8 protein-coding genes are annotated in these 19,655 nt (G+C 40.4%); 6 read left to right on the forward strand and 2 right to left on the reverse strand.

Features of this window, described 5'->3' with window-relative positions; translation table 11 throughout:
- Nucleotides 1-3 precede the first annotated feature (3 nt).
- The gene (locus tag UABAM_RS03540; RefSeq protein WP_173013116.1) at nucleotides 4-3,849 is read right to left on the reverse strand and encodes a DUF4062 domain-containing protein; all 3,846 of its coding nucleotides are present in this window, start codon (nucleotides 3,847-3,849) and stop codon (nucleotides 4-6) included.
- The gene (locus UABAM_RS03545; protein ID WP_151966624.1) at nucleotides 3,849-4,163 is read right to left on the reverse strand and encodes a translation initiation factor; all 315 of its coding nucleotides are present in this window, start codon (nucleotides 4,161-4,163) and stop codon (nucleotides 3,849-3,851) included. The genes UABAM_RS03540 and UABAM_RS03545 overlap by 1 nt, the downstream gene beginning before the upstream one ends.
- Before the next feature lie 281 nt (nucleotides 4,164-4,444).
- Between UABAM_RS03545 and UABAM_RS03550 the strand changes: the two genes are divergently transcribed.
- Genes UABAM_RS03550 through UABAM_RS03575 form a run of 6 tightly spaced genes read left to right on the forward strand, consistent with a single transcriptional unit; the run spans nucleotide 4,445 to nucleotide 19,635 of the window.
- Nucleotides 4,445-5,686 carry an NAD(P)/FAD-dependent oxidoreductase gene (locus UABAM_RS03550; protein WP_173013117.1) on the forward strand — a complete coding sequence of 414 codons (1,242 nt, stop codon included), beginning with the start codon at nucleotides 4,445-4,447 and terminating at the stop codon, nucleotides 5,684-5,686.
- Nucleotides 5,687-5,735: 49 nt separating this feature from the next.
- A complete protein-coding gene (locus UABAM_RS03555) occupies nucleotides 5,736-8,483 on the forward strand; it encodes a serine/threonine-protein kinase (RefSeq protein ID WP_173013118.1) in 2,748 nt (915 codons plus the stop codon).
- Complete coding sequence (locus tag UABAM_RS03560) at nucleotides 8,473-11,289, forward strand: serine/threonine-protein kinase (RefSeq protein WP_151966627.1); 2,817 nt, start codon at nucleotides 8,473-8,475, stop codon at nucleotides 11,287-11,289. The genes UABAM_RS03555 and UABAM_RS03560 overlap by 11 nt, the downstream gene beginning before the upstream one ends.
- 31 nt (nucleotides 11,290-11,320) lie before the next feature.
- The gene (locus UABAM_RS03565; RefSeq protein WP_151966628.1) at nucleotides 11,321-14,296 is read left to right on the forward strand and encodes a serine/threonine protein kinase; all 2,976 of its coding nucleotides are present in this window, start codon (nucleotides 11,321-11,323) and stop codon (nucleotides 14,294-14,296) included.
- Nucleotides 14,286-17,177, forward strand: a complete 2,892-nt coding sequence (locus UABAM_RS03570) for a serine/threonine protein kinase (protein WP_151966629.1) — start codon at nucleotides 14,286-14,288, stop codon at nucleotides 17,175-17,177. The genes UABAM_RS03565 and UABAM_RS03570 overlap by 11 nt, the downstream gene beginning before the upstream one ends.
- A gap of 4 nt (nucleotides 17,178-17,181) precedes the next feature.
- Nucleotides 17,182-19,635 carry a serine/threonine protein kinase gene (locus tag UABAM_RS03575; RefSeq protein ID WP_173013119.1) on the forward strand — a complete coding sequence of 818 codons (2,454 nt, stop codon included), beginning with the start codon at nucleotides 17,182-17,184 and terminating at the stop codon, nucleotides 19,633-19,635.
- Nucleotides 19,636-19,655: the final 20 nt, after the last annotated feature.

The following is a 19,655-nucleotide window of genomic DNA, read 5'->3' on the forward strand; positions in this document are numbered from 1 at the left end:
CTCCTATGAATCTAGTAACCGGCTGATATCGCAAAAATACACGATACCTCCTTCATCTCCTGCTATTAGTAAATTATTATGTAGTTTGATGGCATTGACCATTCCTTCGCTCACAAACATTGCCACCTCTTTGTGGTATTTCGTGTCGAAAATGCGTACGGTTTTGTCTGCACTACCGCTGGCGATAAAACGATCGTTTTCATCCATGTCAATGCAATAAACAGATGCGGGGTGTTGCCACTCTACCATGAGAAGTGTGTTGCGCCACTCCCAGACTTTTACTACATTGTCAAGACCAGCAGATACAATCCAATCATCGCCATTGGCAAAACAAACTTGCTCAATAGAAAGTTGGTGTGCTAAGTAACGTGCGACGCGCTCGCCACTTTGGGCATCCCAAACACAAATGTGTTTGTCGCGTCCACACGTTGCAAAATGCTTACCGCTTTTGGCAAACTGAATATCTTCAAGCCCATCCTCCTGTTTGACCTTTAACAATTCGTTACCACTGTCTACTTTCCATACCTTTGCACTACAATCGCGACTTGCCGAAGCAAATTTTGCACCATCAGGAGAGAAGCATGCTGAAAATATGCGAACTTCTTGTCCAGAGTCGATTTGGCGTTCTTCACCATTTTCGTCCCAAATATGGACAATGGAATCGTCGCCAACCGCCAGTACTTTTTTGAAATCAGGAGAGTATATGGCTTTTTGTAGAGCTTTATTTACCGTAGCGAATGTTTGTATCATTTCTCCTTGTAAGTTCCATAACATCACTTTTTTATCGAAACTCGCGGTCATAACTTGTTGAGTGTTTTTATTGATGTCGATGGACGAAACATGACTACTATGACCAATGCGCGACTCAGATTTGGCACGCGTGATATCCCAGAAACGGATTGTGCTATCTTCACTACACGAAATTAACGTTGTATCGTCGACAAATGCCACATTGTAAACCCAGTCGCTATGTCCAAACAGCGTCGCGGTGCATTCCCCTGTTTCTATGTTAAAAATTTTGATGGTCTTGTCGCCACTTGCGGAAACAATATGACTACCTTTAGGAGAAATTTTTAGATCATAAATCCAGTCTTCGTGCTCTTGGATCGTGAGTTTGGCGGTACTGGTTTGGAAATCCCAGACCTTGATCGCTTGATCTTCGCCTGCTGAAACTAAGATGGAACCATTTGCGGTCAATGCGAGAGCATAAATTCCCTTTGGATGTGCATTGATTTCATGTTTTACATTTAGCTCTTCGTCTAAAATGTAAACGTCACCGTTCTTACAACCGCATATGACTTCTTTGCCGTTAAAAATAGCGGCGGTAATTTCATTCTTGAGTACCGCTTCTTTTAGAATTTTTTGTTGTTTCCAGTCCCATAACAAACATCTTTTGTCCATTCCCGTGGATAACAAAAATTCATTGTCTGCTGTAAAGCACAAACTTGTTGTGGGTGTATGCCCCTCGAGTTTTTGTACTTCGTCGCCATTTGTGGTATTCCAAATGCGAATTGTCTCGTCGCGACTGGCCGATGCCACAAACGAATTGTCTTGTGACAAGCACAATTTGGTAATCATACCTGTGTGACCACATAGCGTACGTAGTATTTGGCGTTGTGGAGAACTCCATATCTTCACTTCGTTGTCTGCTCCAGCAGATACCCAAATGGAGTTGTCGGCATTGCTATCAATGGCGATTACAGAGTGTTCATTATTCGGTAATGTTTGTAGTAGAGGCGAATCTTTGGTGAGTTGTTGTGGATGACGTGCGATTAGCGAAATGAGGTTGTTTTTGTATTTTTCTTTTCCTTTTTTCCATAAGTCACGCAAATTAGTGTTGGTAGCACAACGATTGTAAAGTTGTTGGAATACCAACTGTGGAAAACGCAAGACATTGTGAAATTCATCTTGTAGGGCTTGTTGTAATTCGTGTAGAGTGTCGTGGCCAATACCCGAAGGCATGTGTTCCACGACCATTTTGTAGTCTTGCAGTAGTTCATAAACCATCGCATACGAACATTTGTTTTCTATGAATTCTAAGTTGGTTAAAGTGGAAAACGTTTTGTCCCATTGTTTTGACAAAGTCAAGTGATAAATCAATTCGTTTAGAGTGCGGACATAATCAAATTGCTGTTCCATGAAAAATTTTGCTAAAAGTTTATGGGTACTATTGGCAAAGTTATCGTATTTTTTTTCTACCGCTTCGTAGACTTGCTGATGGAAGAAATTTAAACGCTCACCGCGTATAACTAAGTAAGATGATAGCAAATGATAAAGGCGTGCCCACACAAGTGCAGGCAAACGCTCTTCATTTTCGCGACGCAGCATGATACGCAATTCACCTATTTGTAAACCACCGCGGGCTAAAGCGAGCGCACATAAAAATTTTTGTATCAAGTCTTCGCTAAACATCGGATCTTTTTCCAGGCGTTCGAACATGCGCATGAATAGTCCCAAAACGTCTTGCGGAAGGTTGGCGAGAATACCGCGAATTTCGCGATATATTTCATTTCCACCTAGGGTTCGACACTCTTCTAAGGCCACTTTTAGATAAAGAGGATGGGCACTTTCTTCTTTCTGTACCAAAAAGTTGACGCTTTCTTCGTCAAGCACTTTGCCGTATTGTGCCAAATAATCATGAATAAACTGCTTACGGTCGTCTACAGTCAAAGGCTCCAGGTGACAATGTTGTGCTTGAAATCTTTGGCGTAGGGCTTTTTCACTGACACCTGGCAAGGTACTCACGATAATTTTTACGTTTTGTGGAAGGTCTTCTGGCAGCCAATGTAAATGGTGTGCCTCATAAAAATCTTGCAATTGATTGACGGCATCAATGACGATGACAATTTTTTCACTGCTACCACGTAACAAGTCGCCAAATAATTTACGCAATTTGTGATAATCGCGATTGTATAGAATATTTTCTTTTTCGCTAAGGGCATAGCACATACGCTGTAATAAGCGGGTAATGTCGGTAGAATCAGCGCTTGCACCTACAAAATGATACAAAAGCTGTGTGCGATTTTCTGAGTATTCGCTGCAAAACTTGGCGAGGCATGCTGATTTTCCACTTCCCGAGCTTCCGGTAACCATTAGGTAGTTGTGTGTAGAATCAAGAAAACTATGTAACTCCGCAAAAGAATTTTGCCGTCCGACGTAAACTTTGGTATTGAGGGCAATGAAGTAATCCATTGCTTGTTGCTCTTCTGCGAGAGGATTGACTATTTCGTCGCGGTCTTCGGGATATTGGCGATCTATTTCGTTCCATAAGTCTTGCAACATTTGCTGGGAAAGCGGTTGTAAATTCGAAAAACAACCGGTTAACGATTCGTCCCATAAGCACGTTTTCTCGGTATCCCAATCACAGTTATATTCGTAGACGGAATGATCACTGTCTTTGATTTGTTGTTTGAGTTCTTGTAGTTTGTGTGCCTCTTTTGAATCTACTGTTTCCCAGTAGTCACTGCGTTTATCTTCGGGGATTTGCTCGCTTGCCTGTTCTTTACGTAAGTAAAAAAAACACTTGCGTTGTTCTTTACTGTCGAAAATTCCATATTGTATTTCATCGTGGGTGATGGAAATGTCGCTGTTTTGTGGTATCGTACCGTAACGCTCTCCCAATAAACAAACAAAGATAGAACTACGATCTATCTCCTGGCGGCAGACATCCACAGCCATTTGATCTTCAAGAACGCCCCAACGCAAGTCAATGTCTTCAATTAACACTCTGCGTTTACGGCACTCTTCGCGCAACGCTGGCAAAACACCACGAACGATTTCTTCGCGCTCGGCATGCATATCGCGAAAAGTAGATGAGATAAAAATACGTACTACATGCCACTTTTTCATTACGCTACCCCCCAATTTGCTTTTTGTAACCATGCTTTGACTTTTTCACAACAATCACCTTGTAATTCTATATGCTCTTTTCCAACGGTTCCTCCTACGCCACATGCCGCTTTGAGCTTTTTGCTCAGAGCTTTCATATCTTTATCATTGAGCACTATATTGTCCACCACTGTGACTACTTTTCCTTTTTTGCGTTTTTCGACAAAAATTTTAACCTTTTGCTGTTGAGGACTTAGCGATGTTACTTTCGTGGTTTCCTCTGTTGTCGCTGAAACTAAACTCCACCCTTGCCCTTTTGTTACTTTCTTTGACATAGCATTTCTTTCTAATGAATTTTTTTGTGCGTAGCGCGGGATTATTTTTTGTCAGGATGCAAACTACCGTAAGTTTACGGTAGTACAACATCATAAATATCATAGTATAACGCCATAAAATTTACAATAAAATGTTGTACTTGTAATTACAAACAATATATTATAATGGCAATATACTGTGTATTAACATCTTTATACGACAAGGGGTAGTAAATTGTTTGTTGCGCAACAAGCGTAAAAATTAAAAGAATTATTCGTAGATAAAATTAAAGGAGTGCAGTGTGTCGGCACAGAGTTACGATGTGGTTATTATTGGCGCAGGTCTTGCAGGATTGGGTGCGGCGCTGTCTTTACATGAAAAGAATGTCAAATTTCTACTATTAGAATCTAGCGATAGTGTTGGTGGGCGCGTAAAAACAGATAATATAGATGGTTTTTTACTCGATCGTGGGTTTCAAGTATTCCAGACGTCTTATCCTGAGGCCCAACGTGTACTAGATTATAACGATTTGCGTCTTGGTAAATTTATAAATGGTGCGCTGGTACGCGTTGGTGACAAGTTTGAACGGGCCATAGATCCTATCCGTCATCCGCAACATATTTTTTCTGCCGTAGGCAACAAAGTTGGAAATTTAGGGGATAAGATTCGCACACTTCTTATTCGTTTCAAAATCTGCCAGGGAAAAACACAGGATATTTTTTCACGCCGCGAAATGACGACAATGGAATATTTAAAAAGCGTTGGCTTTTCTGACAAAATGATAGAAAGATTTTATCGACCTTTTTTATCAGGTGTTTTTCTCGAACGCGAATTGGAAACTTCCAGTCGTAAATTTGAATTTGTATTTCGTATGTTGTCATTAGGCAGTGCTTCTTTACCTCAAAACGGAATGGCCGCAATTCCACAACAAATGGCGAACCGACTTCCACAAGATTCTATTCGTTTTAATAGTCGCGTGTCACGTGTGGATGGTAAATACATAGAGCTCGAAGGTGGAGAGCGAATAAAGGCAGAGAATATACTTTTTGCCACAGACGCTGTTAGCGCGCATGAATTAGACGACAAAGTGGCGAGCCACACCTACAGTGAAGCGCAATGTGTTTACTTTAAGTCACCTGTCGCACCGATTACTGAATCAATACTTGTTCTGAATGGTAATAAGGGCGGAGTTGTCAATACCCTTTGCGTGCCCAGTGTTGTGGCCTCTGGATATGCTCCACAAGGTCAGCATCTTATTTCACTTACAGTGACTCAAGATATGGAAGATGAGGAACTTTTGGCGAAAATTCGCGAGGAAATGCGTACGTGGTTTGGCGAGCAGGTCGACAAATGGGAACACCTAAAAACATATCGTATTGAGCGCGCGATTCCTTTTATGAGTAGCGGCATTTCACAAAAGAAATCTCATGTGGCCGATCATGTGTATTGTTGTGGCGATTATATGGATATGCCATCTATTAACGGGGCTATGCTCTCGGGAAGAAGAGCCGCAGAAGAGATACAAAAAAATCTCACGGAGTAGATAAGGTTTTCATACGTATGAAAAAAAGATGATTCTCGATGGAGGTATCATGAGTAAAGAAAAATTAAAAAAACTGATCGCCAAAGGTATTTTGACACCACAACAAGCATCGCAATATCTCCGAGAATCATCACATATACCCCTCCGCAATTGGTTAATTGACAATCGGTATTTAAACGAAGGGCGTTGGAAGCAAATCTTTCCCAAAGAAAACGTTGCATTGCCGCATTCGTTTGTTTTAGACCCTCAAAATCCACCCGTCGCGCCACCCAAGCAACAGAATGTGTCTGAAGATCACCAAACAAAAGATCAAGTATTTGTTCCCAAGACGCATAACACATTTCGCCATTACAAAATGGATAAAAAACTCGGCGAAGGTGGTATGGGAAAAGTGTACAAAGCGGTGGACACTATTACGGGTAGAGTTGTGGCGCTAAAATTTATTAGCAGTCAGTTTATTACGCAGAACGACCACAAACGTTTTTTTCAGGAAGTACGTGCGATTTCACGCCTAGAGCACGACAATATTGTGAAACTTTACGAAGTGGGAGAACAACCTACGCTATACTATGCGATGGAGTATGTCGAAGGTAAAACGCTCAAGGATGTTCACAAACTTTCCTATAAACAAATTGCGGATATTCTACGCCAAGTCGCCGTGGCATTAGACTATGCCCATGAAAAGAACATCATACATCGCGACATCAAACCCGATAACATCATCCTCTCGGACAAATACCAAGCAAAACTGACTGACTTTGGACTGGCGAAAGATACCGAGATACAAAGTAGTATTTCGCGTACGGGAAATATTGTGGGAACACCAGCTTTTTTATCTCCCGAACAAGTACAAGGGGCAAAAGTGACGCCACAGTCCGATATTTACTCTCTTGGTGCAACACTCTATTACATTTTAACAGGACAGCCGCCGTTTCGCGATGAGTCGTTTGTATCGTTATTTTTTGACATATTGCACACCACACCACCTTCTCCTAGGCGTATAAAAAAAGAAATTCCCAAAGATTTGGAAAGCATATGTTTGCAGTGCTTAGAAAAAAAAGCTGAACATCGCTATGCAACTTCACAAAAACTCGCCGATGATTTGCAAAATTTCATTGATGAAAAACCTGTCTACGCCGGAAAAAACGTATGGCGTACCACCACGCACTATTTACACAAGTTCACCATGAGAAAGGGATTGTTGTTTTTAGTGTTTTGCAATGTTTTTTTGTTGGCGCTTGTCGGTGAGAATGTTCCACGAAGTCTTTCTGTGGCCACTCCTGATCGCAATAAAGATAAGGATTCTGTGCCTAACTCTGATTTTGCAAAGGTAGAAACATCGCATAAATTAGACGATGGAACCTTTACCCAAGAAATCATTGATTTTGGTGAGCGAAGTAGATTTTTGTGGGATCCCTACCATCGTGGTATGCTTTTCTACAAAATGCGGGAGAAAAATTCTAAGTATCAAAGAAAAGCCAAAAACATTTGGAATAAAGGCGTTACCATTTTTAAAGACAACGAGAAAAAAGCGACGCAACTAAAATATCAGTTGTTCTACATGGATATGATCGCCGTTATGTATAAAAAAAATTGGGCGGGAAATCCTATAAGGTTATTGCACAAAGATTGTCGTGGCATAATGGCAACGATAGAGAATTTTTCGGACAAGTCACCTGTGGATGTGAAGATATTGCGCAATTGTCGACAATTCAATGAGGTACTGCAGATAATTCGTGATTACAAGAGAGAATACGAAGGTAACAAAAGTCAGGCAGCCAAACGCGCGTTTTTTGACTCTCAACGGCGTTACGGGGGATATGAAAATCTATTTCTCGCATTACAAGGAACACAACGCTTGAGCAACCAAATAAAGTTTCTACACGAGGCCTTAAATGCAATACCTTACGAAGAATTAGTGTACGTAGAATTATTGAAGGTGTACCGTGAAGCAGGTTTTTATGAGGAAGCAGAGGCTCTGTATGATCACCTACGTGAAAATATCAATCCACATTTGTTGAGTGCCGATGTAGAGATGCTCGCCATATATATGTCACACGGAAAAATCGAAAGAGCCAAGCAAATTTTAGACAAGTTGAAAAACTACGAAATTTTTGCTAGCAGCCAAGTACAAATTTTGTACGCGCAATATCTGTTTTTAGTCGACAAAAACGACGATGCACAAAGCGTTCTTAAAAAGTTACCCAAGGGTCTTACCGTAAAAGAGAACAACTTGCGGGCAATTATTCAACGTGGTCTTGTCGGCAAGACCGTCGGGGATCAAAATGTTTTGCTGCAAGCCGCGAAATTGTACATATTAAAAGATAATATTGCATTAGCCAAAAAGTATATCACATATGTCGAGAATAAACTTGCCAGAGAAGACCGCGCTGCTGAAAAAAAATCTTATTTACGCACAAAAGCCAATTTGTACCGCACACAACTGTTGTTGTATCGCAGCGAATTACGAAATAAACGCATGTCTTTGTCACAGATTCGTGAATTTAATACTAAGTTGAGTGATGTCGGTGGCCATCACGAAAAATTTAAATCTTTAATTGCGGGGGCATATTTTGCGATAGATCACAATCTCAGCTTTGATGTATTCATAGAACCTCTGCAGCAACGTTGTGACGAGCACACTTTTTTTCGCATCCGCGGTGACTATTTTTTTCGCGATAAAAAATACCTGGATGCCATAGGGTATTGGGAAAGTTCGATACATGCGCTACCTTTTTTTCATGACTATTTGGCGGAGAAGCAGTTGAAAGCATTGGAGGCGCTAAATGCAAAGTAGCCTCGAAAAAACAAATTTATATCAATTGTCTTCAGGTAAAAAATTCCGGCAGTATCGCATAGAAAGACTTTTGGGGCGAGGAGCAATGGGAGTGGTGTACAAAGCTTTTGATGAGCACCTACAGCGTCATGTGGCCCTAAAGGTACTACAAACAAGCTTCATCGGCGAGAAAGAACATAAACAATTTGTGCGTGAAGTACAGGCCATTGCGAACCTTAATCACAACAACATTGTGAAACTTTTCGAGGTCGGTACAGAACCAACGCATTATTTCACCATGGAGTACATTGAAGGAGAAACACTAGCGCAAGTGTTGGAAAATGAAATCATTAGCCAAGCGGCGATTGCACGTATTGTTTCCAAAATAGCTCAGGGTCTGTATCATGCGCACTTAAAGGGAATTGTACATGGGGATATAAAGCCGGAAAACATCATGATTGCGCGTGACCGCGAGCCAAAAATCATGGATTTTGGGCTGGCGAAGGATCAGCGCAATAACCAAATGTCGCAAAGTGGGATTCAAGGAACTCCTGCATATCTCGCGCCCGAACAATTACAAAATGCCGCGACAGATAAACGCGTAGATATATACGCCTTGGGGGTGACGTTGTATCGCGCTCTTACAGGTAAATTACCTTTTCAGGAAAAAAACTACGTATCGCTTTTTTACCAAATTATCAACGAAACTCCTGTTAGGGTACGCAGTATCGACAGTTCGGTATCCACAGATTTGGAACTTATTTGCGAAAAATGCATGCATAAATCTCCAGAAAAGCGTTATACAAATGCGCGTTTTTTGGCCCGTGATCTAAAAAATTTTTTAGTGGGGCGTCCGTTGTGGGCAGAATCATCCTCCAATATGTGGAGTTTTTGCAAACGCATGGTGGAATTTCGCTGGTTAGAGATACTACTAAGTTTGAGTGGCATATATTTGGTATTTTTGGCCATTGTTCAATTTAATATACCTGTAGTTGTGGATAAAACATCGCACAACGAAGAACAAAGCCATTTTAGTAGGCTGCAAAATAAAAGTAAAAAGGCTTCTGAGTGGTATCGAGGCAAAAACAAATTTATTCATCATTTACGGCTGTTATCGCAACGTATGGATTTTGGCGATCTAATGTGGAAAAAGGACTTTGAAAAAGCCATTGAAAACACTTACGAACAAATTCAAAAATTGAAGGGAGCGGACCTTAAATTGGCGACAGGGCTTTTGCAAGTCATCATAGAAACACAAAAGAATGAGTATATGAATAAAAAGTTTGCCAATATTTGTGCTTTAGGAATTAAAGTAGCGAAAAAACGCAACTTAAAAAACTATTTGATCAAGTTTCAACAATTTAAAAAAGTGTATGAGATAAACAAAGAACTGGTTTCTCTAAGAAAAAAATTCAAAAATTCAAACGGCGAACTACGTATTCAAAGAGATCGTATTTTAACAGAGGCAATACCGAAAATAACAAACCCCTATTGTTGCTTTTACTTGGCATGCCATCATGGCGATGTCTGGATACGTGAAAAGTTACTTCTACACGCCATTCATGGCGCAAAAAACGAACGTTTTTACAGTGAATTGGGTGAGTTTTACATAAACTATCACTTTTACTATGAAGGTATTGCTGTTTGTCGACAATGTTTAAATTACAATCCCTATGCACCACTGGCACATTATCATATGGCTCGTGGTCTGATTTGTATAGGAGATTATGACAGTGCTCTAAAGCATTTGCATTTTCTAGAAAAAAACTTTTTCAATACACTTCGCGAACAGATTTTTTTGCAAAAAGTGCGTATATTTACGATACAGAAAAAGTATATACAGGCACAAAAAGCTTTACAAAAGGCCAGGAATTGGGCGCATAAATATGGCCGTAGTGGTTTTAACTTTCAACAAACATATTCCATATGGCAAAAAATTATCGCCAATGAAAATTTTACTTCAGATTTAACTACGGACGAAGCTACCGTATGGTATTACCGTTTAGGTAAATTGGATAAAGCCTACGAATTAGTGAATAAAATGAAATATAATATTCCGTTGCGTTTGGCGATTTATCGTGGATTTCTCGATAGAAAATTATTTGAATTTGACACTGCGGAACAGGAATGGGAAAAAGCATATAACTATGCCGTTCATATTCTTCGCAGCGAGCAACAAAGAAAAGTTTTGGTGTATAGTCCTATTGTTTACCGTTACGCATACCAGTTTCTTACAAGTAGACATTCTGAACTTTGCAAGAAATACGAAATGTCTAAATCAGGTATTCAGTTACTCAATAAAGTCGGTAAGAGGTTACAGAACTATTACTTTGCTTCTCTTTATCAGGCCTTGTTTTCAAGAGGAAAAGGACTTTATGGCCATACCATCTCTCTATGCAACGAAGCAAAAAGACTTGCGCCGTGGTATCGTCATGAAATTGAGCTTGTGGAAAAGATATGTCTGGCACGTTGGTACCGGTATACTGAAAAGATAAAGGGCTTTTCTGTAGAGCAAAAAATAGATATTGCTGTTAAAATCGCAGCACAAATGATACGCGAAGACGACTATGCTCCCGCACACAATCTACTTGGTTATATCTATACCTCGACAGACCCTGAAAAAGCCAGGCATCACTTTGAGCAAATCGACGAAAACAAACTTGCTATTTGGGATTTTCTTGATTTTCTTTATGATCGCTCTTTTTTGTACGCGAAAAAAGAAATGTATGACGACGCTATTGATAGCATGGAAAAATATCTAAAGTTAAATCCTGGTTTTATTTGGGCCGAAGGTGCGCTAAGAAAGTTTCGCGAAAAGAAAAAATAAGATTTTCAAAGATGAGGATGAGAGAAAAACGGTGAATGAAAAAACGGTGAAGCAAAATTTTTACCAATTAGCTCCTGGAACCGAATTTCGCCAATATCGTATCGAAGGTGTGATTGGACAAGGGGCGATGGGAGTTGTTTACAAAGCTTTTGATCAACATCTTCAACGATATGTTGCCTTGAAGGTTTTGCAAACAAATTTCATTGGCGAAAAGGAGCACAAGCAGTTTGTACGCGAGGTCAAAGCCATTGCCAATTTAAACCACCACAATATCGTAAAGTTATTTGAAGTGGGAATTGAGCCGACGTACTACTTTACAATGGAGTATATCGAAGGCGAAACGCTCGCTCAAGTCATCGCTAATGAAAATTTGAGCCATGCCGCCATCACGCGTATTTTTTCTAAAATCGCCATGGGGTTGTACCATGCGCACATAAAAGGTGTGATCCATGGTGATATTAAGCCCGATAACATCATGATTACCAGCAATCGTGAACCAAAAATAATGGATTTCGGGTTGGCAAAAGATCATGAGAGTAGCCAGGCTTCGCAAAGTGGTATTCAAGGTACTCCTGCGTATATGGCTCCTGAGCAGTTGCAAAAGAAAAAGGTGGATAAACGTGCGGATATTTACGCCCTTGGTGTTTCTATGTACCGCTCTCTGACCGGTACATTACCGTTTAATGAAAAAAATTATGTATCGCTTTTTTATCAGATCATCAACGAAGAACCTCCTAAGTTACGCAGTGTAAATAGTTCGATCCCTGTGGATTTAGAACTTATTTGTAGTAAGTGCATGCAAAAAAGTGTGCAAAAACGTTACGCCAATGCACGCTTTTTAGCACGTGATCTACAAAATTTTCTCGTAGGTCGCCCATTATGGGCGGAATCGTCTTCTAACGTGTTACGTTTTTTCAAGCGCGCTTTGCGTTTTTGGTGGTTGGAAATAGCGTGCACTTTGAGTTGTCTGTATTTAATCACACACCTAGTTTTTTCTCAGGGAGAGATCGCAAAAAAACAAACCATTGCGCCGCGAGATACTGTGAAAAAGGACAAAGTGGTACAGCGCCAGAAGCGTATATTGCCAAAGCACGCGAAATATGTGGCACCACAGCTTCAAAAGGATGTGTGGGACAAACACAACGAAAAAGTTGTTCAGGTGTTACCATGGTATAAAAATCGCTTTAAGCATGCTATATATAACTTGAAATTACAATGCCAACGATATGGTTATGCAAAGCAACAGGACTGGGAAAAAAACGCTGTCTCTCTTGCGAAAAGAGTTCATCGTCAAATAACATCACAATCGGTAAAGGGGACCAATTTATTTCGTAGTTATTTGGAAACCACGATTGCGATTCGCAAAGATGGAATTTTGACGGGGGAAGACTTTTATTTTTCTGAAATATGTGACTTTGGCCTTGAGGTCGCAAAAGAGCATGAATTACGTTATACAACAAATAAGTTGGAAAACTTTCAACAACTATACCCATTGCGCAAAAAGGTACATAAAAACGATACCGCGAAACAAAAGCGGATCGCCGAATTAGAAAAAAACAACGATACAAAGGGCGCAGAGAAAGCTGGGAGAGCTTTTCGCAATCGCAATCGTGAGGAAACCACTAAGGTGGAGAAGATAATCGTAGATCCCTATGCATACTTTGATTTATCGACTTTGCATGACGTTACTAGCTGGAAACGCGAAAAATTTCTTCTTCACGCAACAGCTTTAGGAGATAGTCATCGGTTTTTCGAAAAACTCGGCGAGTACTATGTTCATCATTTTTTATATGCAGAAGGTCTTGCCGCTTGTCGTGAAGCTCTGAAGCGAAATCCTACTAGTTCTGCGATTCATTACTATATAGCGCAAGCGCTCATTTCACATAAAAAGTATTCGCGAGCTTTGTCGCACTTAAAATACTTAGAGAAGAACTACTTCAATGTGGGTAGAGAAATGCTGTATTTTGCCAAAGCGCGATTGTTTGTATTACAAAAGAATTCTCATGCAGCACTCAAAGCAATAGACGATGCCAAAAAATGGCGTGTTGAACACAGAGCGATCCTCGGCGATTTTGATGAACGTTGCAAAGCTTGGCAAGACATCGCTCACAATATTGACAATAAAGATTTCGTTTTACAACTGGCACCAGAAAAAGCGGCGACAATGTATTTTGAGATAGGGGAATATGAGAAAGCGTATGCTTTAATCGACGAGCCGATGCACAATGGTTTTTTAAAATTAGCGATTTATCAATCAATCGTGGAGGAAAAACTACGCAATTTCGATCAAGCCGATCAAATTTGGAAAAAGGCAAATATCCATGTGATTAAAATCCTTCAAGATCCGAACCAGACTTTTGATTTTCGTGCTGCCGCATATCGTTGCGCCCTTATGCTTTTATCAACGCGCCACGGTAAAAATTATGAAAAATATATCAACTTAAACGGCGCACATGTTCAGTATTTACGACAGGTTCAAACAGAGTTTGCCGACTATCACTTTGCACATCTTTACATGGCGCACTTTTTAAAAGCGCAGGGACAGCATGGTCTTGTGATTGAATTGTGTAACCGCGCAAAAAACTTAGCTCCATGGTACAAAAGTGAGATGGAATTGTTACAAAAAATTTGTGTTGCACGCTGGTCTTTTTTCAAAGGAGAAAGGCCAGATATATCTGTAAATTTGGCGATAGATATGGTAGAGAAACACAACTACGCCGCGGCACACAACCTATTGGCATGTATTTATACCCATGCTCCGCAATACAAAAATGCAGCAAGAGCGTTACACCACGTACAGCAAATCCATTCCGATACGTTATCCACGATACATTTTTTTGACTTTCAGTATGATGCCGCGCACGTGTATTCTATGAACAAAATGCACGATAAGGCGCTTGAGTACATCAATAATTACTTAAAAATAGACCCTTCCTTTATATACGCGCACCAAGCCCTAGAAAAATTTCAAAAAAAGAAACGGGATGAGTTAGGCAATGGAAAATAAACACACCGCAAAACGCAATGTACAACTATCCCCCGGACAACAATTTTTGCATTATCACATTGAAAGTATTGTTGGGCAAGGGGCCATGGGGGTTGTCTACAAGGCTTACGATACGAAGCGAAAACAGCATGTGGCGCTTAAAATTTTACAGGCGCGTTTTATTGGCGAAAAACAACATCGACAATTCGTACGCGAAGTTAAGGCGATTGCAAAATTAGACCACAAACATATTGTAAAACTTTTTGATGTCGGGACCCATCCGACGTATTACTTTACCATGGAATACGTTGCGGGAAAAACCTTACAGGACCTTATTCGCGACGACAATAGCGCTATTTGTATCTCCACTGTTGTGAAGATGATACATAAAGTGGCAGAAGCCCTTTACCATGCGCATGTAAAGGGGATTATCCATGGAGATATCAAACCGCAAAACATCGTTGTTGATGAGCGTTATCAGCCAAAGATCATGGATTTTGGTTTGGCAAAAAATCGCAAAAACAGTGGGGATTGTGTGGATGTTTTACAAGGGACACCGGCATACCTTGCACCAGAACAGCTACAGTACAAAACCATGGATAAACGTTCCGATATATATTCTTTGGGTGTCACCATGTATTATGCTCTGACAAAAAAGCTGCCATTTTCGGAAAAGAACCATGCTGCACTTTTTTATCAGATAGTAAATTCGCGTCCACAAAAACTCAGTGAGATAAACGCGGAGGTCCCTACAGACTTAGAAGAGATATGCTTAAAGTGCATGGAGCGTTCTGCGGAATCTCGTTATGTCAACGCAAAATTTTTAGCGGATGACTTGCAAGAGTTCATTGCCGGAAAATCGCTCCTACAAATGTTGTCGCAAAAGATATACGACAAGCGAGTTCACATTGAACTACTGTTCGTTGCGATTCTTGCTGTTTTGACTTTCGTGGTTTACAATTCTAAGCAAGAATTTGCCAAAAAAAATATGACATTCTTGGGCGACGATCGCTGGGACGATCGCCAAGGAAAGTATCTCGAAACGTTTTTTGATAAAGAGGGAATAGGTTTCTTCACCATGTCGGCACGACGATATGGAATGCAGTCAGAAGAACAGTGGATAAAGAAGACGAGGCCAGCTGTTACAAAAATTTATCGCAAATTACAAAAACAACGTCAACTAAACTTACCGTTGCACATTATGACCCTCGCCGATAAATATTTGCGAACGATGGTGGAAATTCAAAGAGACGGATTTATTTTAGATGAGGAATTTCATTTTGCCACGGTTTGCGATTACGGATTACAAACCGCCAAAAAATATCGTGCAGGAAGCTATATTACAAAATTTGAAGACTTCAAACGAGTGTACGACTTGCATGTTAGGTTACGCGATTTAGAAACTTGGTACAATGAAGAGTTGGCAACCCAAAGAGATAATCTCAACGAAACGAAGGACCTCTCCGCAAAACTTATTCACCGCGAACGGCTAAAAAATCTTGAAGTTAGACATCGACAGGCGAAAAGAAATATAATCTCGCAAGTGGTCGATGAAGTAAGTGGAGGGCATGCCTTTTTAGAGTTGGCTTTTTTTGGGGAAACCATCAATTGGCAGCGCGAAAAACTTCTTCTTCATGCAATTCGTCTTGAAGACAGCTATTGTTTTTATGAAAAGCTGGGAGAGTACTACATTAAAAATTATCTTCTTGAAGAGGGCATTGTTCTGTGCAAAAAGGCATTGCAACGAAATCCCTATTCTTTTGTGGCGCGCTTTTACCTGGCACATGCCCTTATTTTTCGCGGAGAGTACAAAACGGCGTTTCGCCATTTGAGTTTTTTAGAAAAGACTTTTTTTGGTACAGGTAAAGAGGTTATCTATCTAGAAAAAACACGGCTGTTTGTTATGCTAAAAGATATGACACAAGCAAAGAAGGCGCTGCAGGATGCCAAAACCTGTCATGAAAATGCTAGTAGGAAACTGGGCGGGTTTTATAAAGAATGGCGGTTGTGGCAAGAGGTTGTGGAAAAGAACGACTTGCAAAAACGAGATATTTCCAAACAAGAATTGGTGAAATTATATTACCTGACAGGTCAAGTGGATAAAGCATATACACTAGTAAACGAGACTAAAGACACCAGTTTACAATTGGCCATTTTTTACAAGTTACTCTGTAAAAAGACACATGAGTTTGATCGGGCGCATGAAATTTGGTTACGTGGGTATACATTGGCGACCAATATCATCAAAAACGCGCGAAGTTTTGATCATCGTGCTATGGCCTACCGCTATGCTCTTATGTTGTTGTCTACGCGCCAAGGTAAGAAGTACAATGCATACCTTGATGTAGATAAGTCGCACATGAAATTCCTGATCAAAACCGGAAGGGAACTAGGAGAGTATTACTTCGTGCCGTGGTACCTTGCTAAGTTTGCAAGACATGTGGGAGGGTATGAGGAAGTGATACATTTGTGTCGAGAGGCGCGGAATCGTGCCCCATGGTACAAGAGTGAAATCGATATATTAGAAAAAAGTTCTCTGGCACGCTGGCACATTTATCTCGCACCTGGAAAGAAGAAACGCAATGCCGATATTGCGATTAAATTGTTGAGGGAATTGATCAATAACCACAATTACACCTCAGGACATATTTCACTGGGTTATGTTTATACACATATGAGCGTTGATATAAAAAAAGCGGTGTATCATTTTGGTCAAGTGGACCCACAGATGCTTTCGGTAACTCATTTACTCGATTTTTGTCATGATTACGCACACTTACATGCGAAGCTTCAGAAGTACGACAAGGCTATTTTTTATATGGAGAACTATCTGAAACTCAATCCCGATTTTATGTATGCTAAGAATGCGCTGCAACGCTTTCGCAAAAAGGACAATAGGTAGATTCATGGTACAGTTATTCCACAATCGTTATCAACCGGAAAAATTGATTGGCCGCGGCGGTATGGGCAAAGTGTATTTGATGATGGATACTCACACGCAACGTCGTGTAGCAATAAAAGAATGCTTGACTTGTGAACAAGATGCGAGCCTCGTAGAACGTATTAAACGCGAATACTATTTCATGACAAAAATAAAGCATCCGCATTTGGTGACGGGCTTGGATTTTTTTCATCTTCAAGGGCGATATTTCATCGTGATGGAATATGTCGAAGGTTTTACCATCAGTGACTTTTTGCAGCAATATGCACATAGTATTTCCCTAGAGCAACAGTTACAAGTTGCTGCACAAATTTGCAGTGCAGTGGCGGCCTTGAACGAGAATGGTATCATTCACCGCGACATTAAGCCTGAGAATATCATTCTTACTCCTCCAGGTCTTACACCAAAACTTCTCGATTTTGGTGTTGCTAAAGCCGTCAATGGCGAACTCGTTACCATTACTAAGACAAACAATATCGTTGGTACACCGGCATATATGACCCCAGAGCAAATTGATTTGCGCATTGAAATGTGTGGGAACTTAGATGTATTTTCTCTCGGTGTTGTCTTCTATCAGTTTTTTGCATGGATGCCGCAATCCCCTTTTTTTTCTGGGCAAATTGTCTCAACGCTTGACAGAATCGTGCATAGTGAACTTCCGCCGCTATTTCCCGAGACACAAGATGCGCAAAAGCGCTATGTGTCACAAGTCATTGCGTGGGCACTGCGTAAAAATCCTCGTGAACGCATTGGCTCTGTTCAGCAACTACAGGAACTACTCTGTCAGAGAAATGTCGCGCAGATGAACAACATACCGCAAACGCATACTTCGCCAAAAACGTTTACGCCAAACCTTTCCACTACGTCGGTGAAAAAAAACGCGACATTTTCCTATATTCGCATTCTGTTACTCGTGGTTGCTAACAGTGCTATTCTTTTGTATTTGAATTATAAAGCGCCTATTTCTTCGAAAGTAAATGACAAAAACGAAATGACGACTTACGCAAAAATAGAGAAAAGCTTTGCCGTACCCGTAACCGACTACACACCGCAACTCATTGAGTTTTACGACAAAAAGTCTAGTTCCCTTTACCACCAAGGTATGTTGCTGTATCGTATGCGCGAAAAAAATCACGCGTACAAGAAAAAGGCTATCGAAATTTGGCAAAAAGATGCAAGAAATGTGATGTCGCAATATCAATTGTTTTATACAAATATGATCGAGCTAATCATTACCGCGGAAAATTGGCAACAACTAAGAATTGAAAATCTATACCAGCAAAGTAAACAGTGCATCTCTTCTTTGGAAAAAAATCGTGGCAAAAGCCCTACATATATGAAAATGTTGCAAATGTGTCGCGATCTTCAAGAAATATTGGACATTATTACCGTATACCAAAAAGTTTCGCAGAGACAGCAAATCACGGAATTTTTTGAACAAAAATTACTGGGAAATGGTTTTGGAAACCTCCTCCTCGCATGTCGTAAGGAGACACGACTTAGTAAAAAACTAGAGTTCTTACATCGGGCGTTGCGTATGATTCCACACGAGGAACTTCTCTATGTAAAGTTACTAGAAGTGTATAAGGAATTTGAATTTTATGATAAGGCGACGTTCTTATACCAATATATACAAAGCAACATTAACCCACATTTACTTCGACCCGATGTTGAAATGTTGCAGGTGTTTATGCGCCAGGGAAAAATGGACAAAGCGCGGCAAATGATAGAGAAACTAACGCCATACAAAATTTTTAAGAATAGAGATGTGCAACTTCCTTATTGTGAATATCATTTTTTTGCTGGCAACGACAATTTGGCCCTCGATATTTTAAAAGATACATCACGGCATAAACTTTCAGAGAGAGAAAAAAATTTCCGGGAAGGTTTGCGAATGGCCATTCATAAAAAGTTCGAAAATAAGCCTGTGATGACAATTCTTAGAGCGACAAAACTGCATGTACAAAAAGGAAATTTGGAGTTGGCGGAAAAACAAATACGTTATGTCGAAGACTTTATTGCCAAAAATAAGAGATCTTTAAAAAAGATGCTGCTACTGCGGCTACAGGGGCTACTGTATCGTGTCAAGTTGCCTTTACATAGCAAACAGCAAAAAATGATAGACGTTTCCATAAAGAAAGTTCCAACTCTGTTAGGGGGAAGCATGTCGATTGTGAATACTTTTCGATTTGCAAAGAAGCGCAATATGGATCTTAGCAGTCAGCATGTGCAGTTGCTGAAGGTACGCTGCGATACGTACACTTTCCGTTTTGTGTATGCCGACTATCTATTTCATAATAGAAAGTATAAGGAAGCAATCATTTATTGGCAAAAAGCAAAGCAGGCAGCACCGAGTTTTCGTCGCTATTTCGCGGAAAAACAACAAGAAGCCTGGCGACAGGTAAATAAGATCGAATAGCAGTGCTAGTAAATTGTATT

The sequence above is a fragment of the Candidatus Uabimicrobium amorphum genome (assembly GCF_009002475.1).
Classification (GTDB): Bacteria; Planctomycetota; Uabimicrobiia; order Uabimicrobiales; family Uabimicrobiaceae; genus Uabimicrobium; species Uabimicrobium amorphum.

Coding starts and splice junctions, on each gene's coding strand:
- UABAM_RS03540 (WP_173013116.1), bottom strand. CDS start 3,849: ATGAAAAAGTGGCATGTAGTACGTATTTTTATCTCATCTACTTTTCGC.
- UABAM_RS03545 (WP_151966624.1), bottom strand. CDS start 4,163: ATGTCAAAGAAAGTAACAAAAGGGCAAGGGTGGAGTTTAGTTTCAGCG.
- UABAM_RS03555 (WP_173013118.1), top strand. CDS start 5,736: ATGAGTAAAGAAAAATTAAAAAAACTGATCGCCAAAGGTATTTTGACA.
- UABAM_RS03560 (WP_151966627.1), top strand. CDS start 8,473: ATGCAAAGTAGCCTCGAAAAAACAAATTTATATCAATTGTCTTCAGGT.
- UABAM_RS03570 (WP_151966629.1), top strand. CDS start 14,286: ATGGAAAATAAACACACCGCAAAACGCAATGTACAACTATCCCCCGGA.
- UABAM_RS03575 (WP_173013119.1), top strand. CDS start 17,182: ATGGTACAGTTATTCCACAATCGTTATCAACCGGAAAAATTGATTGGC.